The organism is Pseudogulbenkiania sp. AW2-16 (genome assembly GCF_056824575.1).
Window position 1 is genome coordinate 2,307,773 of the sequence record NZ_CP157668.1, and the last position, 22,560, is coordinate 2,330,332.

Here is a 22,560-nt window from a genome sequence, read left to right on the forward strand (position 1 = left end):
GCCCCTTTGTCGTCTGTCCTGTCAGCCGGACGTGGCTTAGAGCGGTGCCACGCGATCGTTGCCACCACCGGTCAGCACCTTGACGCGTTGTCCCGGGGCAAAGGGGATGTCGGCTTCCTGAACGATCGACAGCATGCGGCCGGAACGGTCGAGCTTGACGGTGATTTCGAGTGCATTCTTGGTGCCGAGGTTGCGCTGTGCGGCCTGGGTGCCAAAGCCGCCAGCCAGGGCGCCGACGATGGTGCCGGCGGCGGCCCCGCGCCCTTGGCCGATGGTGCTGCCGGCAATGCCGCCCAGCGCCGCGCCACCCAGGGTCAGAAGCTCGTTGTTGTTGCCTTCCATCAGCACGTTCTGCACCGAGACCACCGTGCCGAATTCCACGTTCTGGGCCTGGCGCATCTGGCCCTTGGAGTAAACTGCGGCCGAGTCCGACGTGGCGCAGCCAGCCAGGGTGCCAGTGACGAGGGCCGCCGCGACGAGGGTTCGCAGAGCAGATTTCAGCATGTTCATTTCCTTGCGATGGATCATTTGCCAGAGTCCAGTTGGCGGCGTGCTTTCAACGCTTGCAGCACCTCGCCGACCAGGTCCGGGCCACGATAGATCAGGCCACTGTAGAGTTGCACCAGTGTGGCGCCGGCATCCATCTTTTCGGCGGCGTCCTCACCGGAGTCGATGCCTCCCACTCCTATGATGGGCAGGGCGCCGTCGAGTTCCTTGGCCAGTTTGCGGATCAGGGCGGTGGAGCGCTCGCGCACCGGGGCGCCGGACAGGCCGCCTGCTTCGTCCGCCATGGGGTGCCCGGCGATCTCGCTGCGCGACAGCGTGGTGTTGGTGGCGATGACGCCGTCGATCTTGTGCCCGGTGAGCAGGCGGGCGATGGCGACGATCTGCTCGTCATCGAGATCCGGGGCGATTTTCACGGCCAGCGGTACGTAGCGGCCATGCTTGTCGGCCAGTTCCTGCTGGCGCACCTTGAGGCTGGCCAGCAGGGCCGACAGCTCGTCCGCCTGCTGCAGTTGGCGTAGGTTCTTGGTGTTGGGCGAAGAAATGTTGACCGTGATGTAGCTGGAGTAGGCGTAGACCTTGTCGAGGCAAGCGAGGTAGTCGTCGACCGCGGATTCGATAGGGGTGGTGGCATTCTTGCCGATATTGATGCCAAGGATGCCCTTGAAGCGGCAGTTGCGCACATTCTCCAGCAATGCATCGACGCCCAGGTTGTTGAACCCCATGCGATTGATGATGCCCTGGTGCTCGGGAACGCGGAACAGGCGCGGCTTAGGGTTGCCGGCCTGCGGTCGCGGCGTGACGGTGCCGATTTCCAGAAAGCCGAAGCCGAGTCCGGCCAGGGCGTCGATGTGCTCCCCGTTCTTGTCGAGGCCCGCCGCCAGCCCCACCGGATTGGGGAAGGTCAGGCCCATGGCCTGCACCGGCAGCCGTGTGGTGCTCTGGCCCAGAATGCTGTCCAGGTGGAGCTGGTGCGCCTTGTCGAGCAGCTTCAGGGTGGTTTCGTGGGCGGTTTCTGCGTCTAGCTTGAACAGAAGAGGGCGCAGAAGCGAGTAGAGCATGCGGGTCTCCGGGTAGGGAAATGCCCGGATTATAACCGGGCGGGCGGGGTTGGCCGAAGCCTTATGCGATCAAGCAGGCTTCGTCGAAGCGGAAACGCGGGGCTCGGGCGTGCATTTTGTTGGCCTCGCCGTAGCCGAGATTGATCAGGAAGTTCGATTTGAAGCGACCGTCCGGGAAGAATTCGGCGTCGACCTTGGCGTTGTCGAAGCCGGACATCGGGCCGCAGTCGAGCCCGAGCGAGCGAGCCGCCATGATCAGGTAGGCTCCTTGCAGGGTGCTGTTGCGGAGGGCGGTGGTCTGGATCAGGGCCTCGTTGCCCTCGAACCAGCTGCGTGCATCGGTGTGGGGGAACAGTTGCGGCAGGTGCTCGTAGAAACGGGTGTCCATCGCCACGATGACCGTGGCGGGTGCCGCCATGGTCTTGTCGACGTTGCCTTCCGACAGGCAGGGCTTGAGGCGCTGCTTGGCGTCGGCGCTCTTCACGAACACGAAGCGCGCTGGCGAGCAATTGGCGCTGGTCGGCGCCATCTTCAGCAGATCAAACAGCTGATGCAAGGTGTCGTCGCCGACCGGCCGGGACTGCCAATGCGTGTGGGTGCGCGCATTGTTAAACAGTTGATCCAGGGCGGTATTGCTGATCGGGGTGCTCATGGGCGTTCCTCTTGCATGTCGTCAGTTAGGGTTGGCATGTGGGGTGGCGGCGGCATCGAGCGACTCCACCGCCAAGGGCTTGCTGTCCTCGGCGGCGACGGAGCGCACCGTGATCGACACCCGGCGGTTGCTGGCCCGTCCTTCCTCGCTGGTGTTATCCGCCACGGGCAGGTTCTCGGCACGGCCGACCGCCACCAGGCGGGCCGGTGCGATGCCGTTCTCGACAAACAGCCGCACCACGCTGCCGGCCCGTGCCGCCGACAGTTCCCAGTTGGACGGGTAGAACGTGTTGCGGATCGGGATGTTGTCGGTGAAGCCTTCGACGCTGATCGGGTTGTCGACCTGGGACAGCACTTTCGCCATCTGCGCCAGCACCTGCAGCGACTGTGGCGCGGGCTGAGCCTGGGCGATGGGGAACAAGGCGCTGTCGCGGATCTCGATGGTGACGCCTTTCGGGCTCTGGGTAATCTTGACCTGCCCGCCTTTGACCAGGGGCTCCATCACTTTCTGCAGGTCGCTGGCGAGGCTGCCCAGCCGGGCCTGTTCCTTGAGTTGCTGCTCGCCCTTGATCGCCTTGGCCACCGGCTTGTTCTGCGCCACTTCGATCATGGTGTTGGCGCCGCCGGTGGGGGGCGTGGTCTGCAAGCTGATCGCCGTGCCGGTGCGGAAGGCGTCGACGATGGCGCTCGACAGGACCCGGTACTTCCCTTCGTTGACCGAAGAGATGGCGTACATCACCACGAAGAAGGCGAACAGCAGGGTGATGAAATCGGCATAGGAAACCAGCCACCGTTCATGATTTTCATGTTCGTCTTCGCTGCGTCGCCGGCGTGCCATGGTATCCGTTTGCTCAGAAATCAGAAAAAGCGGGGGTCGAACAGGCCCTTGACCCCGCTGCTGAACTCGACGCCCAGGCGGCGCGCGAAACGGCTGGGGAAGGTGTCCTCCGGGGTGTAGTCGACGGTCTTTTCAGACTTGATGACGTCGCGCGCCACGCTGTGCACCGTGCCGTAGCCGTCGGCCAGGCCCAGCGGGATGCTCTTGGTCCCCAGCCAGATCAGGCCACTGAACAGCTCTGGGTCGTTGTGCAGGCGGGCGCCGCGCCCGTCCTTCACCGCCGAGATGAATTGCTGGTGGATGTCATCCAGCAATTGCTGGCGAATGGCTTCCTGCTTGGGGTTGAGCGGCGAGAACGGGTCGCCCATCGCCTTGTTTTCCCCTGAGGTCCTCAAGCGGCGCTCGACCCCCAGTTTCTCCATCACCCCGGTAAAGCCGAAACCGTCCGACAAAACGCCGATCGAGCCGATGATGCTGGCCTTGTCGACGAAAATCTTGTCCGCGGCAGCGGCGATGTAGTAGCAGCCGGAAGCGCACACTTCCTCGACCACGACGTAGAGCGGGATGGCCGGATGCAGTTTCTTCTGGCGGCGGATTTCGTCGTAGACCATGCCCGACAGCACCGGGCTGCCGCCCGGGCTGTTGGCCTGGATGATGATGCCGCGGGTGTTCTTGTCGCGGTAGGCGTCGTTCAGGCCGGTGATCAGCTTCTCGGCGGTATCGTTGTCGCTGTCGATGACGCCTTTGAGCTGCAGCGTGGCGGTGTGGCCGTCGCCGATCAGCCGCTCGCCCGGCACCTCGTCCTTGGTGTAGAACAGGCCGAAAACCGCGGCGCCGATGATGACGAGCCAGGCTAGCCGGAAAAAGATTTTCCACTGGCGGGTGCGGCGCTGTTCCACCAGCGAGGCCATGGCCAGCTTTTCCAGCAGCTGGCGTTCCCATTGCGGGTTATCGTTCACCGTTTTTCTCCGTGTCGCCTCGTGCGGCGGCGGTTACACAAAACACCTGGCCGTCCTGCTCGCTGACGTTGATGGGGGTCAGGCGCTGGCCGCGGCAGGGGCCGCCGACACACAGGCCGCTGTCCGGCAGATAAAGCGCGCCGTGCATGCTGCATACCAGGTAATGCCCGGTCAGGTCGAAGACCTCGCCATCGGTGAGGTCGAGCTCGACCGGAATATGGCGACAGCTGTTATGGTAAGCGAAAACCCGGCCCTGGTAGCGAAAGACCAGCGCGCTGACCGGCTGGCCGTTGGCGTCGGTGGTCTCGAAGCGTACCGCCTTACCGCTGTCGGCCAAGTCGGCGGAGGCGCAGATCAGCCGATTTGCGGTTTCAGCCATTGCAGCAGGCTCCGGAAATCGTCGAACAGGGCCAGCGGCTGGCACTCCCGTAGCGCGGAAACCGGATGGGCGCCGTAGCTCATGCCCACCTTGTGGGTGCCAGCGTTCTGCGCCATCAAGAGGTCGTGCGTGGTGTCGCCCACCATCAGGGTGCGTCCGGGGGGGACGCCGAGTTCGTCGGTCAGTTCCAGCAGCATGGCCGGATGGGGCTTGGAGTGGCACTCATCCGCCGTGCGGCTGGCATGAAACAGCGTGCCCAACCCGGTTTCGGACAGTGCCCGGTCGAGGCCCTTGCGGCTTTTGCCTGTGGCCACGGCGAGGAAGAGCCCGCTCTGCTGCAGCTCGGCCAACCCTTCCTGCACATGCTCGAACAATTCTATCGTAGCGTCACCGTTCAGGTAATGCTGCCGATAGGCGTCCACCATGTCCTCGAAGCGCTCCTCCGGCAGGCTGGGGCAGACGTGACGCAAGGCATCCCCCAGGCCCAGGCCGATGACATGGCTGGCGGCGCTGCGGTCCGGCACCGGCAAGCCCAGATCGGCGCAGGCCTTCTGGATCGAGGTGGCGATGTGGGCGGTCGAGTCCATCAGGGTGCCGTCCCAATCGAAGACGATCAGATCAAACGTTTTGTTCATGCGGCCTCAGACTGTCGAGGAAGTGGGCGAGTTCGGGCGGAAGCGGGGCCTGGAGGCTGAGCGGCTCGCCGGTCAGCGGGTGCGGCAGCGAGAGCGAGGCGGCATGCAGGAACATGCGGCGCAGGCCGCGCCGGCCCAGTTCGCGGTTGAGTGCCGCGTCGCCGTACTTGTCGTCGCCGGCGATGGGGTGGCCGCTGGCCGCCATGTGCACCCGGATCTGGTGCGTGCGGCCGGTGCGCAGGCGCGCCTCGACCAAGGTGAAGTCGGCAAAGCGTTCCTGCACCTTGAAAATGGTATGGGCGCTCTGGCCGTTGTCGGCGACGCGCACGCGACGCTCGCCCTCGGCGTTGGTGAACTTGAAGAGCGGCAGCTTGACGTGCTTGTCGTCCTGCCAGCGTCCCACGCCCAGCGCCAGGTAGCGCTTGTCCGGCGTGCTCGAGCGCATCATGTCGTGCAGCTTGAGCAGGGCCGAGCGCTTCTTGGCCAGCATTAGGAGGCCCGAGGTCTCGCGGTCGAGCCGGTGCACCAACTCGAGGAAACGGTACTCCGGGTAGGCCTTGCGCAACTGTTCGATGACGCCGAACGAGACGCCGCTGCCGCCGTGCACCGCGATGCCGGCCGGCTTGTCGATGACCAGCAGGGCGTTGTCTTCGTAGATCACGGGGAAGGTCGTGGCCGGAGCGTCGTTCTCCTGCCGTTCCGCCACGCGCACCGGGGGAGGCGGATCTGGTCGTCGGCCTGCAAACGGTAGGCCGCATCGATGCGGCCCTTGTTCACGCGCACTTCGCCGGAGCGCAGGATGCGGTAAATATGGCTCTTCGGCACGCCCTTGAGCAGGCGAACCAGGAAATTGTCGATGCGCTGGCCGGACTCGGCCTCGCCCACCGTGTAGAAGGTTACAGAGTCTTTGCGAATATCAGTCATATTGCTTATACTTCTTGCGCCTCGACACGTTATTTTGCAACGCATCGCTGGCGAATCCGGAAGCAAGGGTCATGGGTTTAGCGCCTGATGACGCTGCTGCGGGGAAAGAGTTCGGCCGGCAGGGTGTTCCCCTGACCTGACGCCGGATGAACCGGCCGCAGCCAAAGGTTAAGTCGCTCACCGAAAAGTAGCGATGGTAATGCATTTGATCGCATAACGCACTCACGAGCATTCCATTCCCTGATGCAAAGCCAGTCAGGGAATCCCGCAGCAAAGTTTGACCCGGCACGAGCGCCCCTGCCCGGCGACATCCCAGAAGCCAATGCCAAGGATGCCGACCGTACCCACTGTATGACAATGCATGCGCGGGCGTCGTTCGTGTGAGAGAAAATCAGGAAGTCGGCTTGTTAAATCCGTTTTTCATGCTCTTTAGACCACTACTTCTTTCGGAAAGCGCCCATTTCTAGCCACTGGGCCGTCAAATACTGGCTGCGTCCTTGCGTGAGTGCCGCGCAGGGAACGTATACATGAAACGTATGCTGTTTAACGCAACGCAAGCCGAAGAGCTGCGCGTTGCCATTGTCGATGGGCAGAAGCTCATCGATCTGGATATCGAAACGGTCGGGAAAGAACAGCGCAAGGGGAACATCTACAAAGGTGTGATCACCCGCATCGAGCCTTCGCTCGAGGCCTGCTTCGTCGATTACGGCACCGACCGTCACGGTTTCCTGCCCTTCAAAGAAGTCTCCCGTTCCTATTTCCAGAACTACGAAGGTGGCCGTCCGCGCATTCAGGACGTGCTGCGTGAAGGCATGGAAGTGATGGTGCAGGTCGAGAAGGACGAGCGCGGCAACAAGGGCGCGGCCTTGACGACCTACATCAGCCTGGCCGGTCGCTATCTGGTATTGATGCCCAACAACCCGCGTGGCGGCGGCGTTTCGCGTCGCATCGAGGGCGAGGAGCGGCAGGAACTGAAGGATCTGCTGGCGCAGCTGGAAGTGCCGCAGGGGATGAGCCTGATCGCGCGCACCGCCGGCATCGGCCGTACCTTCGAAGAGCTGCAGTGGGACCTCAATTACCTGCTGCAACTGTGGCGCGCCATCGAAGGCGCCGCCGGCGCCCAGAGCGGTCCGCTGCTGATCCTGCAGGAAGGCAGCCTGGTGATTCGCGCCATCCGCGACTACTACCAGCCGGACATCGGCGAAATCCTCATCGATACCGAGGAAATCCACGAGCAGGCGCGCCAGTTCATGGCGCACGTGATGCCGAACACCATCAACCGGGTCAAGCTGTACCAGGACCCGGTGCCGCTGTTCTCGCGCTTCCAGATCGAACACCAGATCGAAACCGCCTTCTCGCGCAGCGTGCAGCTGCCGTCCGGCGGCGCCATCGTGATCGACCATACCGAGGCGCTGGTGTCGGTGGACGTCAACTCGGCGCGCGCCACCAAGGGCGCGGACATTGAGGAGACGGCGCTCAAGACCAACCTGGAGGCGGCCGAGGAAATCGCCCGCCAGCTGCGCCTGCGCGACCTGGGCGGTCTGATCGTGATCGACTTCATCGACATGGAGATCCAGAAGAACCAGCGCGAGGTGGAAAACCGCTTGCGCGACGTGCTCAAGCACGACCGCGCCCGCGTGCAGATGGGCAAGCTGTCGCGCTTCGGCCTTCTGGAATTGTCGCGTCAGCGCCTGCAGCCGAGCCTCGGCGAGACCAGCCACGAGCCGTGCCCGCGTTGCCACGGCATCGGCTTCATCCGCGGCACCGAGTCCTCCGCGCTGCACATCCTGCGCATCATTCAGGAAGAGGCGATGAAGGAGAACACCGGTGCGGTGCATGCCCAGGTGCCGGTGGACGTCGCCACCTTCCTGCTCAACGAGAAGCGCGCCGAAATCTATTCGATCGAAGAGCGCCTCGATGTCAGCGTGGTGCTGATCCCGAACATCCATCTGGAAACCCCGCATTACAAGATCGTGCGCGTGCGCCACGACGACATGAGCGAACTGGGCGATCTGCCGAGCTACAGTCGTGTCGAAATCCAGGAAGAAGAAGGCACGGCCAACTTCGGCCGAGGCCAAGCCCAAGATCGAACGTCAGGAAGCCGCGGTCAAGGGGATTACCCCGTTGCAGCCGGCTCCGGAAGTGGCCGCTCCGGCGGCCCCGGTCGAGCAACCGGTTGCCGCTGCCGCCACGCCGGTGCAGAGCGCGGGCCTGATCGAACGCCTGGTGGGCTGGTTCAAGTCGGTGCTGGCACCGGCAGAGCCGGCCAAGCCGGCGCCGGTGGAAGTCAAGAAGGAGCCGGTGCGCGAACAGCGCAACCCGCGTTCCCGCCAGGGCGATCGCCGTCATGGCAACCAGGTGCGTCGTGACCGTGACGAGCGCCGTCAGGGTGGTGCGCAGCAGGAAGATCGTCGCCGGCCGGCCGCGCCGGCCGAGGCACGTGGCGAGGCTGGCCAGGAGCAGCAAGCGCGCCAGGAGCGTGCACCGCGCCGCGAGCGTGCCGAGCGAGGCGAACGCGCCGAACGCGGAGAGCGTCGTGAACCGCGCGAACCGCGTGAGGCACGCGAGACCCCGCGTCCGCAGCCGCAGGCTGCCGAGGACAAGGCGCCGCAGTCGCCGCGTCAGCAGGAACCGCGTCGTCGCCCGACCCCGCAGGTCAGCGAAGTGGAGCAGGTCAAGGAGCCGGTCGAGCAGGCTAATCTCGAGGAAGTGAAGTCGGCCGAGATGGTGCCGGCGGTTGCCGAGGAGGGCGGCGAGACCGCGGAGCGCGGCGAGCGTCGCCGTCGCCGTGGCCGTCGCGACCGTAACCGTCGTGAAGGCATCGAGGCACAGCGTGACGGCACCCTGCAGCAACCGACCGAGGCCGAGGGCGAGGTCGTGGCGGAAGCCGTCGCGCCCACCGAGGCGGCCGTGACGGAAGCGGTTCAGGTTGCCGAGGCCCCGCAAGTGGCCGAACCGGTGGCTGTCGCTGCTGCCGAGGTGCCGGTAGCGAAGGCGGCCGAGGTCGTGGTCGCTGCCGAAGCCGCAACCGAGGTGGCGGTGGAAGCGGTTGCCGCAGAGGCGGTTGTCGAGGCGCCCGTAGCGGCGGTCGAACCGACGGTAGCGGAAGCGCCGGTCGCCGAACCGGTACAGCCGGAGGTGGCCGAAGTCGCCGAACCTGAAGTGGCGGCGCCGGTCGCTGTCGCGGCGGTTGAGGAGGTGGTCGCAGCGGAGGTGGTGACGCCTGCCGTGGCGGTCGAGCCGGTCCAGGTCGTCGAAGCGCCTGCCGAAGCGGTGGCCGAGGTAGCGGCGGAGCCGGTTGTGGCACCGTCGAGCCAGGAGCCGGTGGCCGAGGTCGTTGCCGTCGCGGTGGAGACGGCCGCTCCGGTTGTCGCTGCTGCGCCTGCAGCGATCGACCTGGGTGGTCTGGTGATGGTCAGCACCAAGCCGACGGCCGAGGCGCAGCCTCAGCCGCTGGTCGAGCCGGTGGTGACGGGGGTGCGCCGTCGTGAAGCGGTGCGCGAGTCGCTCGAGTCCGGCGCCCCGGTGGAGCTGGTGCAGGTGGAGACCCGGCACTGAGGTAGAAAAATCGTTCGAGGTGACTCGACGGTGTTGACGAAGAGGGGAGTTTTGTTTATGATCCTTTCCTCTTCAGATGTTCCCTGATAGCTCAGTTGGTAGAGCGACGGACTGTTAATCCGCAGGTCGCAGGTTCGAGCCCTGCTCGGGGAGCCAAAGTATTTCCAAGGACGCCGGCTGCAAAGCCGGCGTCCTTTTGTTTTTGTCCCTTCACTATTGTCTTACGTGCTAACCGTCGCGCCGGCGTCGGTGCCATATGGCGTTGCCATGTACTGCGGGCACGACTCTCTCCTTTCCATCGTTTTGCCGGCGTTGCCCGGCGGTTGCGGTCGATCCGGGGAGGGGGCGCCTGCCCGTTTGGGTTTTCGGATGGCGTCGCCTGGTCGTGACGCTTCTGGGTGAGGATCGCCGTGCCTGGTTCCGGATAGGGCATGGTGGCTTGGGTTTGGCTGGTGGCATCGGGAAGCGGCGCCTCGGCGTGTTGGCGGGGTGTGATTTTTCACACTCACCGAGGTTTAATGTGCCCGCTGGTTTGGTCGCTTTGTACTGGTGACGGCGATGACGCCGGTCCCGATTAGCCCAAAAGGAGCACTAAACCATGCTGAGCCTGCAAACCAACGCCGCCGCCCTGTTCACCAAGAGCAACCTGAACGCCAGCCAGAGCGCCCTGACCACCGCGATGACCCGCCTGGGTACCGGTTTCCGCATCAACTCGGCCATGGACGACGCCGCCGGCCTGCAGATCGCCACCCGCCTGGACGCGCAGAGCCGTGGCATGACCGTGGCGATGAAGAACGCCCAGAACGGCATCAGCATGCTGCAGACCGCCGATGGCGCCTTGGGTGAAGTGTCCAACATCATGCTGCGCATGAAGGACCTCGCCACCGAAGCGGCCAACGGCACCGCCAGCGCCGCCGACCAGACCGCGGCCCAGGCCGAATTCGCTCAGTTGGGCAACGAACTGACCAACATCATGAGCAACACCAAGTTCGGCGGCACCGCCTTGCTGGCTGGCGGCAAGCTGGGCACCGGCCCGGTCACCTTCCAGATCGGTTCCTCCGCCAGCGAAACCTACGCCTTCGATGCCTCCACTCAGATGGGCACCTTCGCCACGTCGATGGCCGCGCTGCAGGCCGGCGACCTGACCACCGGTGCCAACGCCGCGATCACCCTGGCCGAGACCGCGCTGAATGACCTGGGCACGGTGCGTTCGGCCATCGGTGCCGGCGCCAACCGTCTGGACCACGTCTACAACAACCTGTCCAACGTCAACAACAACACCCAGATCGCCAAGGGCCGCATCATGGACACCGACTACGCTGCCGAGACCGCGTCGATGACCACCAAGCAGATGCTGATGCAGGCCGGCACCGGCATGCTGAAGCAGAGCGGCACCATCGGCCAGCTGGCCATGTCGCTGATGCAGTAAGGTGCAGGGAGGATGGGGAGGGCCAGAGCGGCCTTGCCCCGTCGGGAGCGTGCGATGGGTTTCACGACGCTCCTCCCTTCCCACGGTATCCAGGCCAGCCGCTTTTGTGCGGCTGGCCTTTTTCATTGGGGTTGACCGATGGTGGAACGTATTGCGGCGCTGTCGCCAGTGGCAGCGGTGAGGCGCAGTACCGCCGCCGAGAGCGGACGCTTGCCGGTGGCCGGCGAGGAGCTGCGGCTGACCCTCGCTGCGCGGCGGAGCGACGGCGCGCTGGAGCTGCAGGGGGCGGACGTGACATGGCTGCTGCCGGCGTGGCCGTTGCCCGGAGAGGTTCCGCCGCCGGGCAGCGAGTTGCGCTTGCTGGTGCGCGCGGTGACGCCACGCCTGGAACTGGTGTGGCTGGATGCCCCCCAGGGGTTGCCGCGACACCGGAGGAGGGCGCTGCGGCGCCGGCCTGGCAGAGGGATCAGGCGAGCTGGCCACGGCTGACCCCCGAGCGTCCGGATGCGGCGAAGTTGGGGGGCGATTGGCGTGAGGCCTTGCTGGGCAAGCTGGCCGTCAGCGCGGCGCGCTTCCGGCAGGAAGGCGGCAGCCATCTGTCCGGCGCCTTGCTGCTGGCCGCGCCGCAACTGGCGCTGGCCGGGTTGCGGGGGCAAACGTTGGCCGAAGCCCCGTTGCCGCTGAGCCTGCCGTTGTGGTTGTGGGGCGGGCCGGCGCTGGCCTTGAGCGTGGAAGACGCCGTGCCGGGGCAGGACGAGGCGTCGGACGACGACACGCTGGATCTGCTGCTGGAGGCGACCTTGCCGGAGCTCGGCTGGATGCGGCTGCGGCTGCGTCTACAGCCAGCGGGCGTGGTTCTGGTGTTGGTGGCGTCTGCCGCGGGCTGCCGGTGGCTGGCGGCGTGGCGCGAGCCGATTCGCCAGGCGGTGGAGCGTACCGGGCTGCATCTTGTCGCCTGCCATATCGGCGAACGGGATGTACTGCCGGGGCTGGCGCTGGGGCGCCACGGCGTCAGCCTGCTCGAGGCGAGGCGGGTGTCGCTGGCGCTGTTTGCCGTGGCGGCGGAAGTGATGTTGTTGCTCTGCCCGCCGCCGGAATCGGTGCAGGGCGGCACGCCGGCCGGGCTGGTTTAGGGGGCGATGTGCTGCACCCAGCCTATGTTTCTGTGGGGGAGGCTAGTTCGCTGCTGTCTGCTTGTCGGGAGGCGCGCGTGGGGCTGTGCTGCGCTGCACCCTCTAACGTTTTAGCCTCCATCCTGCGTGTCTTCCCCTCCGTACCGTTCAGCCCAGCGTGCCGATCAGGCTGACTTCGCGGTTTTCCGGTACTTCGTTGTAGGACAGCACGTTGAGACCGGGGGCGAACAGCCGGCCGTAGCGCGCCAGGAGCGGGCGGATCTGCGGCATCACCAAGAGGATCGGCGCGGTGGCGTGTTGTTTCATCTGGTCACGGATGATCGGCATGTTGACCTGCAGCTGCTGCAGCACGTTGGGGTCGATCGGGAAGCTGTCGAGCGCCGGCTTGCCGGTTTGCTGCGCCTGCGACAGTGCGCCCAGCAGCAGGTTTTCCAGCTCGGCGGTGAGGTTGAACGCCTTCATCTCGCCGCGCGGCCCCAGGATGCCCTGCACGATCTGGCGCTTGAGCGCACTGCGCACCTCGGCGGCCAGCATGATCGGGTCCTTGCTGGTGTCGGCGGCTTCGACCAGGGTGGTGGCGATCGGCACGATGTCCTTGAGCGACACGGTGTCGGTCAATAGGGCGCGGAAGACCTTGAGTTGCTGGCTGGGCCCCAGCGCCTGGGTCAGTGCCTGGGAGAGCTTGGGGGCCAGCGCCGACAGCCGCTCGCCCAGCGCGGCGACGTCGTCGTGGCGGAACAGCTCGGCCAGGTTTTCGCGCATCACCTTGTTGAGGTGGGTGGCGATCACGCTGGGGCAGTCCACCACCTGGTAGCCCAGCCCCAGCGCGCGCGCCTTGTCGTCCGGCGCGATCCAGGTCACCGGCATGGCGTAGGCCGGGTCGATGCCGGGGAGGCCGTCGAGCTGGCCGTACACCTCGGGCGAGGGGATGGCCATCAGGCGGTCGGCGTAGACCTCGGCTTCGGCCAACGTCGCCCCGTTGATGGCGATGGCGTACTGCGAGGGCTTGAGGCGCAGGTCGTCGCGCACCGTCACCGCCGGCAGCAGGACGCCCATGCTCTCGCTCAGGGTCTGGCGCACGCCCTTGACGCGCTTGCTGAGCGGCGCGCCCTGCGCCTTGTCGATCAGCCCGACCAGCTTGTAGCCCAGCGTCAGCGACAGCACCTCGACGTAGGGCAGGGCGTTCCACTCCAGCTCGATTTCGCCGTCGGCCAGCAGCGCCTGGTGGACCTTGGCCGGGTCGGCCGCGGCCGGGGCATGCTCGCCCGCGCGGCGCAGGCGCCAGCCGACGAAGGCGAGCAGGGCGGCGAAGGCGAGGAAGGTCGGCCAGGGCATGCCGGGGATGATGGCCAGCACGAACATCATGCCGGCGGCGGACAGCAGCACCGTGGGCGAGGCCAACAGCTGCGAGCCGACCTGCTCCTGCATGTCGCCGGAGTCGCTGACGCGGGTGACGATGATGGCGGCGGCGGACGACAGTAGCAGCGCCGGGATCTGCGCCACCAGGCCGTCGCCGATGGTCATCAGCGCGTACTGGCGGAAGGCGTCGGCGAAGCCCATGTCGTGCATCAGGGCGCCGATCGCCACGCCGCCGAACAGGTTGATGATCAGGATCAGGATGCCGGCGATGGCGTCGCCGCGCACGAACTTGGAGGCGCCGTCCATGGCGCCGTAGAAGTCGGCCTCGTTGGCGATGTCGCGGCGGCGCTGCTGCGCGGCTTCCTGGTTGATGACGCCGGCGTTGAGGTCGGCGTCGATCGCCATCTGCTTGCCGGGCAGGGCGTCCAGCGTGAAGCGCGCGGACACCTCCGAGATGCGCTCGGCGCCCTTGGTCACCACCACGAAGTTGATGATCATCAGGATCACGAACACCACCAGGCCGACCACGAAGTTGCCGCCGATCACCACGTGGCCGAAGGCCTCGATCACCCGGCCGGCCGCCGCCGTGCCCTGGTGGCCGTTGAGCAGCACCACGCGCGTGGAGGCGACGTTGAGCGTGAGGCGCATCAGCGTGGTGGCGAGGATGATGGTGGGGAACACCGAGAAGTCCAGCGGCCGCACTGGCCGACACGCTGACCAGAATGACGATGATCGCCAGCACGATGTTGAAGGTGAACAGGGCGTCCAGCATCAACGGCGGCAAGGGCAGGATCACCATCGCCAGGATGGCGAGCAGGTAGAGCGGCGCGGCCACCTTGTGGCGGGCGATTTCGGCGAACAGGCGGGACAGTGACTTCATGCTGGATTTCGGGGTTCGGCCAACTCGTGCGGGACGGGCAGCTCGGCCGGCAATTCCGGCCGGCTATGCCGCGAACCCGCGCGGAACGCCTTCAGTTGCAGAACATAGGTCAGCACCTGCGCCACCGCCCGGTAGAGCGGGGCGGGAATCTGCTGGTTGACCTGGGTGGTGTGGTAGACGGCGCGCGCCAGGGGCGGGATCGGCAGCACCTCCACCGCGTGCTCGGCCGCCACCTGGCGGATGTAGAGCGCCATCTCGTCGATGCCCTTGGCGATGATGAACGGTGCCTCGGCGCGGCCTTCGTCGTATTTGAGCGCCACGGCGTAATGGCTGGGGTTGACGATCACGACGTCGGCGGTGGGCACCGACTTGCGCACGCCGCGCTGCGCCATTTGCAGTTGCAGCTGGCGCACGCGCTGCTTGATCTCGGGGCGGCCTTCGGTGGTTTTGTACTCGTCCTTGATCTCCTGCTTGCTCATGCGTTGCTGGCGCAGGAACAGCAGGGTCTGCAGTGGCAGGTCGATCAGCGCGAAGGCGATGAACACCGCGGTCAGCGCCAGCAGCGCGTCCATCAGCAGGCTGGCGGCGCGGCTCAGCGCCTCGTCGAGCGGCACGCCCTGCAGCGCGAAGAAGTCCTGCGCCGCACCGCGGCTGACGTGGTACAGCACCGCGCCCAGCACCAGCGCCTTGACGATGGACTTGGCGATGTCGCTGGCGTGCTGCGGTGAGGCGATGCGGCCGAAGTGGGCGAGCGGGTTGAGGCGGTCGAAGCGCGGCTGGAAGTGTTTCATGACGAATACCCAGCCCCCCGGAAACAGCGACACCGTCGCCACCAGGAGCGGAATCACCGCGAGCGGCAGGATCATCTTGACGAGCAGCGTCAGCGTGCCGGAGAACAGCATCGACCAGGTGTTGCCCAGGGCGCCTTGGCCCGACAGTGTGGCGAACGACAGCGCGAACAGGCGGCGGAAGTCGTCCAGCCAGCCCGGCATCGACAGGAAGGCGAGCTTGAGCGCGACGAGCAGGCCGATGGCGCTCGCCATGTCGCGCGAGCGCGCCACCTGGCCCTGCTGGCGCGCCTGGCGCAGTTTGTGCGGAGTGGCCTTTTCGGTCTTGTCGCCGCCGCGCGTCTCAGCCATGGCCGTGCCCCAGCATGCCGTCGAGCATCTGCAGCAGCTGCCCGGACAGGCGCAGGTACTGCTCCGGCACGAAGCGCACGATCAGCCCCAGGGTGCCGAGGCCGAACAGCGTCACCACCGGGAAGCCCAGCGAGAACAGGTTGAGGGCGGGGGCGACGCGGTTGATCAGGCCGAAGCCGATCTGCACCACGAAGGTGGCGAACACCGCCGGCAGCGCCAGCAGGATGGCCGCCGCCAGCACCCAGCCGACGCTGTTGGCCAGCGTCGTGAGCGACAGCGCGTCGATGCCGCTGCCGACCGGCCAGGCCTTGAAGCTGGTGTACACCACCTGGATCAGCACCAGGTGACCGTCCACGGCGAAGAACACCATGGCACCCAACAGGTAGAGCAGGGTGGAGACCACGTCGGAGGAGTTGCCGTTGCCGGGATCGTTCATCACCGCCATCGACAGCCCCATCTGCGACGACACCAGGAAGCCCAGCAGCGACAGCACCGCCATCACCAGCTGGAACGCCAGTGCCGAAGATCAGGCCGATGATGGCCTGCTCGACGGTGACGGCGATGCCGTACAGCGAGAACGGGTCGATCGCCGGCATGCCGCGCAGCGCCGGCAGCGACGCCACCGCCAGCGCCAGCGCGGCGCCGACGCGCACGCGCGCCGGCGTCATGCCTTCGCCGCTGAGCGGGGCGACGGCGAGCGCGGCGAGGAAGCGGCAGAACGGCCACCACAGGGCCGGCAGCAGCTGGATCAGGTCGGCGAACAGGCCGGTCATGGCGGCGCGCCCGTCATCCCACCAGCGTGGCGGCGCGGTGGAACATGTCGATGCAGAAGTCCATCAGCAGGCCGGTCATCCAGTGCCCGGTGAGCGCGATGGTGCCCAGCGTGATCAACAGGCGCGGCAGGAAGGACAGCGTCTGCTCGTTGATCTGGGTGGCGGCCTGGATCAGGCTGACCACGACACCGACGATCAGGCTCGGCAGCACCAGCAGCACCACTAGGGTGACCACTACGCGCAGGCTGTCGTTGACGAGGTCGACCGCGATATCGGGGGTGAGCATGTCAGTAGGCCTGGATCGAGGTGACGAGGGTGTTGACGGTGAGCGACCAGCCGTCCACCAGCACGAACATCAGGAGCTTGAGCGGCAGCGAGATCACCAGCGGCGACAGCATCATCATGCCCATCGCCATCAGCACGCTGGACACCACCGGGTCGATCACCAGGAAGGGGATGAACAGCATGCAGCCGATCTGGAACGCGGTTTTCAGTTCGGACAGCACGAAGGCGGCGAGCTTGACGGCGAAGGCGTGGTCCTGCGGCCGCGCCACGTTCTCCTCGCCGGACAGCTTGGCCACCTGCGCCAGCGCCGCCTTGCTGGTCTGCGCCAGCATGAAGCGCGAGATCGGCTGCTGCGCCACGTCCAGCGCCTGCTGCATGGTGATCTTGTCCTGGTCGAACGGCAGCATCGCCTTGTTCCACACCTCCAGCCCGACCGGGCGCATCACCAACAGCGTCAGGATCAGCGCCACGCCGGTCACCAGGCGGTTGGGCAGGCCCTGCTGCAGGCCGAGCGCCTGCCTCAGCAGCGACAGCACGATCACGAAGCGGGTGAAGCTGGTCATCATCAGCATCAGCACGGGCAACAGCCCGAGCAGGGTCATGATGATCAGGATCTGGGTCTTGACCGTGAAGTCGACCGGGGTGCCGCCTGCGTTGGCGGACAGCAGCTTGAGCGTGTCGGCGGCCCAGGCCGGCGCCGTCGCCAGCAGCAGGGCGGTGGCCAGCGCGAGGCGCGGCAGGCGGTGTCGCGGGGGGATCATGGCGCCAGGGTGTCGAGGTCGAGGTCGTTGAGTTCGACCACGCGCAGGCCGTAGTTGTCGCCCGCCACCACCACTTCGGCGCGGCCGATCACCGAGCCGTTGACCTTGATGTCGAGCGGCTCGCCGGCCAGCTTGTCGAGTTCCAGCACCGAGCCCTGGCCGATGTTCACCAGGTCGGCCAGCGAGATGTCGGCGCTGCCGACTTCTAGCGTCAGCGTGACCGGAATCTTGCGCAGGAAGTGGCTCATGTCGCGTGCCGGGCGGGCCGGCGCCGCGCTGGCGGGGGCGTGGTCCGCTGGCGCGGCATCGATATCCTTCAGCATGCCGTCCAGGTCGAAATCGTCGTTCAGTTCCATTGCTTACTCCGCATCGTCGAATGAGGTCAGGCACAGCTTGCCGTGGCTTTCGGCCACCGCGGCGGTGAATACCCGGGTGCGGCCGATGTAGACGTCGGCCTGCTGCTGCAGGCTGACCGGCAGCACCGAGCCGACCCGGAGGTCGAGGATTTCGCCCAGCGTCAGGCGCTTTTCCATGAGGCGCGCCGACAGCCGGATCGACAGTTGTTCGGCAAACGGCCGCGCCAGCGTCTTGCCCGCGGCCGGGCCCGGCAGCGCCGCCTGCAGCGGCAGCTGGCGCAGCACCTGGGCGAACACCGCCGCGTCCAGCGCCAGGCCGATCTGGCTCGCGCCGCCGCTGCCGGCTTCGCCCAGCGTCAGCTGCATGTGCCAGGCCGGCGCGTCGCCGGGGGAAGGGCAGGGTCTCCACCGCCGGGGGGGCCTTGAGCGTGGGCAGCGGGCGGCGCGCGAGGCGCCGTACCGCCTGCACCAGGCGCGCGGTGAGGCGCTCGCCCAGCATGCGCGCCAGGCGCCGTTCGGTTTCGGTTTCGCGCGGCGGCTGGGCGGCGGGCAGCGCCGGGCTGGCGCGTCCGCCGTAGCGGTAGTCGAGGATGCGCAGCAGTAGCGGGCGCGCCACGTTGACGCCGATGCCGGCACCGTCGAGGCGGTGCCAGGTGCGGCGCTCGGGGTCGAGGTCGGCCTGGCCGGCCTGCACGCCCTTGAACTGGAACTGGGCGCGGTAACGGGCGTTGAGCTCGTGCGCGACGAAGTCGGCCAGTTCCTGTTCCACCAGCCGCAGGAACGCCGGCAGCAGATGGAAGGGGCGTCCCAGCGTGGTCGGGTCCAGCGCCGCTAAGCGGGCTCCGTCGGCGGGAGGAAGGATTCTGGACTTGGGCATGGCAGGTCTGTTCGGGTTGCGGGGCCGGCCGGCGGCGGGCGCGCCGCGGCGGGACAAATGATCGCGCATCTTACTGAATGGCCGTGGCACTGGGAGGTGAAAATTCACATAAGCAGTTGTGAAAATTCACGGCGCTTATCAGTAAGCAAAAGTTTAAACTGCCCGGAAATTTGCCAAGGATAGGCTGGGGAAGATACGGATTAGGCTCCGCCAGTTCCGGCCCTGCCAACGGCCCTGTACCGCAAGGAATTCCGCATGACTCCATCCCTGGGCGTGATGATCAACGCCGACCAGACGCAACTGCTCCGCGACATGTCGGGGCTGACCAAGGTGGCGGCCGCCGCCGAGCCGGCCGGACTGGACGCCGCGCCGGCGGCGTCGAGCTTTTCGCAGGCGATGCAGGGGGCGGTGCGCGAGGTCGACGCCCAGACCCGCGCCGCCAACGACAAGATGGCCGAGGTGGACAGCGGCAAGAGCGACGACCTGGTCGGGGCGATGATGCTGAGCCAGGAGGCCAGCCTGTCGTTCTCGATGCTGATGCAGGTCCGTAACAAGGTGGTCGGCGCCGTCGACGACCTGATCAAGATGCCCATCTGAAGCGCAGGTCCGACGTGATAGCTCAACTCCGTTCCGGCCTGGCCTCGTGGCGCGGCCTTGCCGCCCGCCGCCCGGCCATGCCCGCCGCTGCCGTCCGCACCCTGTTGCCGCTGCTGGTGCTGGCCATTGGCCTGACGCTGGCGGTGACGTTCTGGCTGTGGCGCGACGATGCCCGCTACAAGCCGGTGTTCGGCGCCCAGGAAAAGGTGGTCGCCGCCGACATGATGGCGGTGCTCGACGCCGAGAAGATTCCCTACCGCCTTCACCCGCAGACCGGCCAGGTGCTGGTACCGGACGCCGACCTAGGGCGCGTGCGCATGGCGCTCGCCGCCAAGGGCGTGGTGGCGCAGTTGCCGGCCGGGCTGGAGCTGTTGGACAAGAACGACCCGCTCGGCGTCAGCCAGTTCGTGCAGGACGTGCGTTTCCGTCGCGGCCTGGAGGGTGAGCTGACGCAGAGCATCCTGGCGCTGGAGCCGGTGCAGGCGGCGCGCGTGCACCTGTCGCTGCCGCGCTCCTCGTCCTTCGTCACCGCCGGCGAGGACAAGGGCTCGGCCTCGGTGGTGGTGACGCTGAAGCCGGGGCGGCAGCTCTCCAACGAGCAGATCGCCGCCGTGGTCAACCTGGTGGCGGGCAGCGTGTCGACCCTGAACCCGGCCAAGGTGACGCTGGTGGACCAGGCCGGCAACCTGCTGTCGTCGCGCATCGAGTTGGCCGAAGGCGGCCAGCCCGCCGCCGAGAGCGACGCCGCCAAGCGCTACCGCGAGGAGGCGCTGGAGAACGTGCGGGCGCTGCTGACCCCGGTGGTCGGCGCCGACAACTTCAAGGTGAGCATCACCGCCGAGGTGGACAACGACCGCGTCGAGGAGACGCGCGAGAAGTACGGCGAGGCGCCCAAGATCACCAACGAGGCGTCGCGCGAGGAAAAATCCAACGACAAGCTGGCGCTGGGCATTCCCGGTTCGCTCAGCAACCGTCCGATCAATACCGATTCCTCTGCGCCGGCGCAGGAGAGCGTCGGCGGCAACAGCAAGAACGCCGTGACGCGCCAGTACGCCTACGACCGCAGCATCATGCAGATCAAGCATGCGCGCGGCCGGCTCTCTCGGCTGTCGGTGGCGGTGGTGCTGAACCAGGCCGCCGCGCCGGCCAAGGGCGGCTGGCAGGCGGAGCAGCTCGCCAACGTCGACAAGGTGCTGCGCAACGGCCTGGGCATCAAGGCCGAGCGCGGCGACGCGCTGGCGGTGACGGCGATGAACTTCCCCGGCCAGGTGGCGCTGGAGCCGTGGTGGCAGCAGCGCGACACCCTGCTCGACGGCGCCAGCTGGCTGGCCTACGGCGTGGCGCTGCTGCTGGGCTACCTGCTGATCGCGCGCCCGCTGTTGAAGATTCTGCGCCAGTGGGCGAGCCGGCCGCAGACCGCTGGGGCGCTGGTGCCGCTGGCGGGCCAGGGGCAGCCGGAGCCGCTGCTGCTGGAGCCGGACGAGCAGCCGGCCGGCGCGGCGCCGCAGGGCCGCCCGCTGGCGTTGCCGGAGGGGCAGCCCACCGGCGCGAGCCCGGTGATGCCGCTCTTGGAGAACTACGATTTGCCGCCGGCGGGTTCGTCGGTGGACGTGCTGGTCGACCATCTCAAGGGTCTGGCCGCCAAGGAACCGGAGCGTGTGGCCGAGGTGGTGAAACAGTGGGTGCAGAAAGATGGAAGAAACCAGTAAGCCCGGCGCGAGCGCCGCTTCGGCCAACCTGCCGGCCGATCCCGCCGCGATGACCCCGGTGCAGCAGGCCGCCATCCTGCTGCTGTGCATGGGCGAGGAGCCGGCCGCCGGCGTGCTGCGCTGCCTGTCGCGCGAGGAGCTGCTGGCGGTCACCCAGGAGATGTCGGGCCTGAGCGGCATCAAGGTGGACTCGGTCAAGGGCGCGATCCAGAAATTCTTCGACGAATACCGCGAGCAGAGCGGGGTGCACGGCGCCAGCCGCTCCTTCCTCAAGCGCTCGCTCGACCTGGCGCTGGGCAGCGACATCGCCAACAGCGTGCTCGACAACATCTACGGCGATGCCATCCGTCCCAAGATGGCGCGCCTGCAGTGGGTCTCGCCGCAGTGGCTGGCCGACCGCATCGGCAGCGAGCACGTGCGCATGCAGGCGGTGTTCCTCGCCTTCCTGCCGCCGGCGCTGGCGGGCCGGGTGGTGGAGGTGCTGCCGGAAGAAAACCGCGACCGCGTGCTGGTCAACATCGCCCGTCTCAAGGACGTCGACCGCGACCTCCTGCTCGAGCTGGAAGAGCTGGTCAACCGCTGCCTGGAAAGCCTGCACACGCAGAGCACCGCGGTGGAGGGCATGCAGCAGACCGCCGACATCATCAACCGCCTGCCGGGCGACCGCGCGCGCATGATCGAATTGTTGCGTGCGCACGACCCGGATATCGTCGGCGAGATCGAGGCGCGCATGTACGACTTCTTCGTGCTGTCGCGCCAGACCGAGACGGTGCTGATGCGCATCGCCGAGGAGGTGGCGCTGGAACAGTGGGCTATTGCGCTCAAGGGCGCCGAGCCGGCGGTGCGCGAGGCCATCGTGCAGACCATGCCGCGCCGCCAGGCGCAGAGCTTCGAGGACATGATGCGCCGCTCCGGCCCGGTGCCGAAAAGCCGCGTCGAAGAGGTGCGGCGCGAGATCATGGCGCAGGTCAAGGCGCTGGCCGATGCCGGAGAGATCGACCTGCAGCTGTTCCCCGAGGAAGTGGTCGAGTGAAGCACTGGCGCCCGTTCCGTTTTCCGCCGTTGCTCCAGGCCCCGTCCGCCGCGCCCGGCCCGCACGGTGACGATGCCGCGCAACTGCAGGCCTCGGTCGCCGACGGTTTCCGCCAGGGCATGGACGCCGGCTACCGCGAGGGCGTGGCCGCCGGCGAGCAGGCCGGGCGCGACGCCGGCCTGGCCCAGGGGTTGGCCGAAGGCCGCGCGCAGGGTTTCGAGGCGGCGCGGCGCGAGGTGCTGGTGCAGCTGGACGGCCTGGCTGCCCCGCTCGCCGCCGCGGCCGAGGCGATGCGCCGCACCTGCGAGGACTACCAGGGCGCGCTGCGCGAGGACGTGGTCGAGCTGGTGGCCAAGGTGGCGCGCCAGGTGATCCGCTGCGAGCTGACGCTGAAGCCGGCGCAGATCCTCGACCTGGTCGAGGAGACGCTGGCCGCGCTGCCGCCGGTGAGCGGCGAGGTCGAGGTGCTGCTCAACGCCGAGGAATGCGCGCGCATCCGCGAACTGGCGCCGGAGCGCGCCGTGCGCTGGCGCCTGGTGCCGGACGCCAAGCTGGCCGCCGGCGAGTGCCGCGTACGCACTGCCGAGAGCGAAGCCGACGCCGGCTGTCAGCAGCGCCTGGAGGCCTGCCTCGACAAGGTGCGCGAGCAGTTGGGCGCGGCTGCGCCGCTGACCGCGCCCAGTGGCACGGCCGCGACCGGCGCCGTGGCGGAGGTCTGAG

Annotated in this window: 23 protein-coding genes, 1 tRNA gene and 3 pseudogenes; 11 read left to right on the forward strand and 16 right to left on the reverse strand. The window is 67.1% G+C overall.

Annotation, left to right across the window (positions count from 1 at the left end; all coding sequences use genetic code 11):
• Positions 1–36: 36 nt before the first annotated feature.
• The 8 genes and pseudogenes from ABKF58_RS11300 to rluC all read right to left on the reverse strand — a co-directional run bounded on the left by ABKF58_RS11300 (position 37) and on the right by rluC (position 5,951).
• On the reverse strand, positions 37–504 hold the full coding sequence (locus tag ABKF58_RS11300) for an outer membrane lipoprotein (RefSeq protein ID WP_232503471.1): 468 nt from the start codon (positions 502–504) through the stop codon (positions 37–39).
• A 20-nt stretch (positions 505–524) separates the two neighbouring features.
• Positions 525–1,565, reverse strand: coding sequence for a quinone-dependent dihydroorotate dehydrogenase (locus tag ABKF58_RS11305; RefSeq protein WP_294865096.1), 1,041 nt, complete (start codon positions 1,563–1,565; stop codon positions 525–527).
• Positions 1,566–1,626: 61 nt separating this feature from the next.
• On the reverse strand, positions 1,627–2,217 hold the full coding sequence (locus ABKF58_RS11310; RefSeq protein ID WP_482580728.1) for a malonic semialdehyde reductase: 591 nt from the start codon (positions 2,215–2,217) through the stop codon (positions 1,627–1,629).
• A gap of 21 nt (positions 2,218–2,238) precedes the next feature.
• The gene (gene motD, locus ABKF58_RS11315) at positions 2,239–3,054 is read right to left on the reverse strand and encodes a flagellar motor protein MotD (RefSeq protein WP_482580729.1); all 816 of its coding nucleotides are present in this window, start codon (positions 3,052–3,054) and stop codon (positions 2,239–2,241) included.
• Between the two features lie 20 nt (positions 3,055–3,074).
• Complete coding sequence (locus ABKF58_RS11320) at positions 3,075–4,013, reverse strand: S49 family peptidase (protein WP_482580730.1); 939 nt, start codon at positions 4,011–4,013, stop codon at positions 3,075–3,077.
• Positions 4,003–4,392: a Rieske (2Fe-2S) protein gene (locus ABKF58_RS11325; protein WP_008954368.1), complete on the reverse strand. Its 390-nt coding sequence runs from the start codon at positions 4,390–4,392 to the stop codon at positions 4,003–4,005. Before ABKF58_RS11325 ends, ABKF58_RS11320 begins: the two co-directional genes overlap by 11 nt.
• Positions 4,368–5,027: an HAD family hydrolase gene (locus ABKF58_RS11330; RefSeq protein ID WP_482580731.1), complete on the reverse strand. Its 660-nt coding sequence runs from the start codon at positions 5,025–5,027 to the stop codon at positions 4,368–4,370. The genes ABKF58_RS11325 and ABKF58_RS11330 overlap by 25 nt, the downstream gene beginning before the upstream one ends.
• A pseudogene (gene rluC / locus ABKF58_RS11335) lies at positions 5,011–5,951 on the reverse strand (23S rRNA pseudouridine(955/2504/2580) synthase RluC). The gene ABKF58_RS11330 and the pseudogene rluC overlap by 17 nt, the downstream one beginning before the upstream one ends.
• A gap of 527 nt (positions 5,952–6,478) precedes the next feature.
• Here rluC and ABKF58_RS11340 point away from each other — a divergent pair.
• From ABKF58_RS11340 to ABKF58_RS11365, 6 genes and pseudogenes are all read left to right on the forward strand, one after another.
• Positions 6,479–8,070 (forward strand): annotated as a pseudogene (locus ABKF58_RS11340) (Rne/Rng family ribonuclease); the annotation flags it as partial.
• 125 nt (positions 8,071–8,195) lie between these two features.
• Positions 8,196–9,509 carry a hypothetical protein gene (locus ABKF58_RS11345; RefSeq protein ID WP_482584420.1) on the forward strand — a complete coding sequence of 438 codons (1,314 nt, stop codon included), beginning with the start codon at positions 8,196–8,198 and terminating at the stop codon, positions 9,507–9,509.
• 80 nt (positions 9,510–9,589) lie between these two features.
• Positions 9,590–9,665, forward strand: a tRNA-Asn gene (locus ABKF58_RS11350).
• Between the two features lie 442 nt (positions 9,666–10,107).
• On the forward strand, positions 10,108–10,938 hold the full coding sequence (locus tag ABKF58_RS11355) for a flagellin N-terminal helical domain-containing protein (RefSeq protein ID WP_008954372.1): 831 nt from the start codon (positions 10,108–10,110) through the stop codon (positions 10,936–10,938).
• Positions 10,939–11,115: 177 nt separating this feature from the next.
• Positions 11,116–11,427 carry a hypothetical protein gene (locus ABKF58_RS11360; protein ID WP_482580732.1) on the forward strand — a complete coding sequence of 104 codons (312 nt, stop codon included), beginning with the start codon at positions 11,116–11,118 and terminating at the stop codon, positions 11,425–11,427.
• Positions 11,428–11,453: 26 nt separating this feature from the next.
• Positions 11,454–12,071, forward strand: a complete 618-nt coding sequence (locus tag ABKF58_RS11365) for a hypothetical protein (protein WP_482580733.1) — start codon at positions 11,454–11,456, stop codon at positions 12,069–12,071.
• Between the two features lie 147 nt (positions 12,072–12,218).
• Here ABKF58_RS11365 and ABKF58_RS11370 read toward each other — a convergent pair whose 3' ends face one another.
• Positions 12,219–14,111 carry a flagellar biosynthesis protein FlhA gene (locus tag ABKF58_RS11370; protein WP_482580734.1) on the reverse strand — a complete coding sequence of 631 codons (1,893 nt, stop codon included), beginning with the start codon at positions 14,109–14,111 and terminating at the stop codon, positions 12,219–12,221.
• Here ABKF58_RS11370 and ABKF58_RS11375 point away from each other — a divergent pair.
• Complete coding sequence (locus tag ABKF58_RS11375) at positions 14,095–14,304, forward strand: hypothetical protein (RefSeq protein WP_482580735.1); 210 nt, start codon at positions 14,095–14,097, stop codon at positions 14,302–14,304. The two genes, ABKF58_RS11370 and ABKF58_RS11375, sit on opposite strands and share 17 nt — an antisense overlap.
• A 2-nt stretch (positions 14,305–14,306) precedes the next feature.
• Here ABKF58_RS11375 and ABKF58_RS11380 read toward each other — a convergent pair whose 3' ends face one another.
• The 7 genes and pseudogenes from ABKF58_RS11380 to ABKF58_RS11410 form a co-directional block, all read right to left on the reverse strand.
• Positions 14,307–15,449 carry an EscU/YscU/HrcU family type III secretion system export apparatus switch protein gene (locus ABKF58_RS11380; RefSeq protein WP_482580736.1) on the reverse strand — a complete coding sequence of 381 codons (1,143 nt, stop codon included), beginning with the start codon at positions 15,447–15,449 and terminating at the stop codon, positions 14,307–14,309.
• The gene (locus ABKF58_RS11385; protein WP_482580737.1) at positions 15,442–15,942 is read right to left on the reverse strand and encodes a flagellar biosynthetic protein FliR; all 501 of its coding nucleotides are present in this window, start codon (positions 15,940–15,942) and stop codon (positions 15,442–15,444) included. Before ABKF58_RS11385 ends, ABKF58_RS11380 begins: the two co-directional genes overlap by 8 nt.
• Before the next feature lie 82 nt (positions 15,943–16,024).
• Positions 16,025–16,222 (reverse strand): annotated as a pseudogene (locus ABKF58_RS11390) (flagellar biosynthetic protein FliR); the annotation flags it as partial.
• Between the two features lie 13 nt (positions 16,223–16,235).
• Positions 16,236–16,508 (reverse strand): flagellar biosynthesis protein FliQ, encoded by a 273-nt coding sequence (gene fliQ / locus ABKF58_RS11395; protein WP_482580738.1) that lies wholly within the window; start codon positions 16,506–16,508, stop codon positions 16,236–16,238.
• 1 nt (position 16,509) lies between these two features.
• A complete protein-coding gene (gene fliP / locus ABKF58_RS11400; RefSeq protein WP_482580739.1) occupies positions 16,510–17,268 on the reverse strand; it encodes a flagellar type III secretion system pore protein FliP in 759 nt (252 codons plus the stop codon).
• Positions 17,265–17,624 (reverse strand): flagellar motor switch protein FliN, encoded by a 360-nt coding sequence (gene fliN, locus ABKF58_RS11405; RefSeq protein ID WP_482580740.1) that lies wholly within the window; start codon positions 17,622–17,624, stop codon positions 17,265–17,267. The genes fliP and fliN overlap by 4 nt, the downstream gene beginning before the upstream one ends.
• A 3-nt stretch (positions 17,625–17,627) precedes the next feature.
• Positions 17,628–17,990, reverse strand: a complete 363-nt coding sequence (locus ABKF58_RS11410) for a FliM/FliN family flagellar motor switch protein (RefSeq protein WP_482580741.1) — start codon at positions 17,988–17,990, stop codon at positions 17,628–17,630.
• A 766-nt stretch (positions 17,991–18,756) separates the two neighbouring features.
• On the opposite strand from ABKF58_RS11410, the gene fliE reads away from it, so the two are divergent.
• From fliE to fliH, 4 genes are read left to right on the forward strand one after another with little or no spacing between them, the layout of a single operon-like run.
• Positions 18,757–19,098: a flagellar hook-basal body complex protein FliE gene (fliE, locus tag ABKF58_RS11415; RefSeq protein ID WP_008954381.1), complete on the forward strand. Its 342-nt coding sequence runs from the start codon at positions 18,757–18,759 to the stop codon at positions 19,096–19,098.
• A gap of 14 nt (positions 19,099–19,112) precedes the next feature.
• A complete protein-coding gene (fliF, locus tag ABKF58_RS11420; protein WP_482580742.1) occupies positions 19,113–20,807 on the forward strand; it encodes a flagellar basal-body MS-ring/collar protein FliF in 1,695 nt (564 codons plus the stop codon).
• Positions 20,791–21,840, forward strand: a complete 1,050-nt coding sequence (locus ABKF58_RS11425; RefSeq protein WP_482580743.1) for a flagellar motor switch protein FliG — start codon at positions 20,791–20,793, stop codon at positions 21,838–21,840. The genes fliF and ABKF58_RS11425 overlap by 17 nt, the downstream gene beginning before the upstream one ends.
• On the forward strand, positions 21,837–22,559 hold the full coding sequence (fliH, locus tag ABKF58_RS11430; RefSeq protein ID WP_482580744.1) for a flagellar assembly protein FliH: 723 nt from the start codon (positions 21,837–21,839) through the stop codon (positions 22,557–22,559). Before ABKF58_RS11425 ends, fliH begins: the two co-directional genes overlap by 4 nt.
• Position 22,560: the final 1 nt, after the last annotated feature.

Coding starts and splice junctions, on each gene's coding strand:
- fliN (WP_482580740.1), bottom strand. CDS start 17,624: ATGGAACTGAACGACGATTTCGACCTGGACGGCATGCTGAAGGATATC.
- ABKF58_RS11375 (WP_482580735.1), top strand. CDS start 14,095: ATGATGGTGGGGAACACCGAGAAGTCCAGCGGCCGCACTGGCCGACAC.
- ABKF58_RS11305 (WP_294865096.1), bottom strand. CDS start 1,565: ATGCTCTACTCGCTTCTGCGCCCTCTTCTGTTCAAGCTAGACGCAGAA.
- ABKF58_RS11310 (WP_482580728.1), bottom strand. CDS start 2,217: ATGAGCACCCCGATCAGCAATACCGCCCTGGATCAACTGTTTAACAAT.
- ABKF58_RS11380 (WP_482580736.1), bottom strand. CDS start 15,449: ATGGCTGAGACGCGCGGCGGCGACAAGACCGAAAAGGCCACTCCGCAC.
- ABKF58_RS11410 (WP_482580741.1), bottom strand. CDS start 17,990: ATGCAGCTGACGCTGGGCGAAGCCGGCAGCGGCGGCGCGAGCCAGATC.
- fliP (WP_482580739.1), bottom strand. CDS start 17,268: ATGATCCCCCCGCGACACCGCCTGCCGCGCCTCGCGCTGGCCACCGCC.
- ABKF58_RS11325 (WP_008954368.1), bottom strand. CDS start 4,392: ATGGCTGAAACCGCAAATCGGCTGATCTGCGCCTCCGCCGACTTGGCC.
- ABKF58_RS11355 (WP_008954372.1), top strand. CDS start 10,108: ATGCTGAGCCTGCAAACCAACGCCGCCGCCCTGTTCACCAAGAGCAAC.
- fliQ (WP_482580738.1), bottom strand. CDS start 16,508: ATGCTCACCCCCGATATCGCGGTCGACCTCGTCAACGACAGCCTGCGC.
- ABKF58_RS11425 (WP_482580743.1), top strand. CDS start 20,791: ATGGAAGAAACCAGTAAGCCCGGCGCGAGCGCCGCTTCGGCCAACCTG.
- ABKF58_RS11300 (WP_232503471.1), bottom strand. CDS start 504: ATGCTGAAATCTGCTCTGCGAACCCTCGTCGCGGCGGCCCTCGTCACT.
- motD (WP_482580729.1), bottom strand. CDS start 3,054: ATGGCACGCCGGCGACGCAGCGAAGACGAACATGAAAATCATGAACGG.
- ABKF58_RS11330 (WP_482580731.1), bottom strand. CDS start 5,027: ATGAACAAAACGTTTGATCTGATCGTCTTCGATTGGGACGGCACCCTG.
- fliE (WP_008954381.1), top strand. CDS start 18,757: ATGACTCCATCCCTGGGCGTGATGATCAACGCCGACCAGACGCAACTG.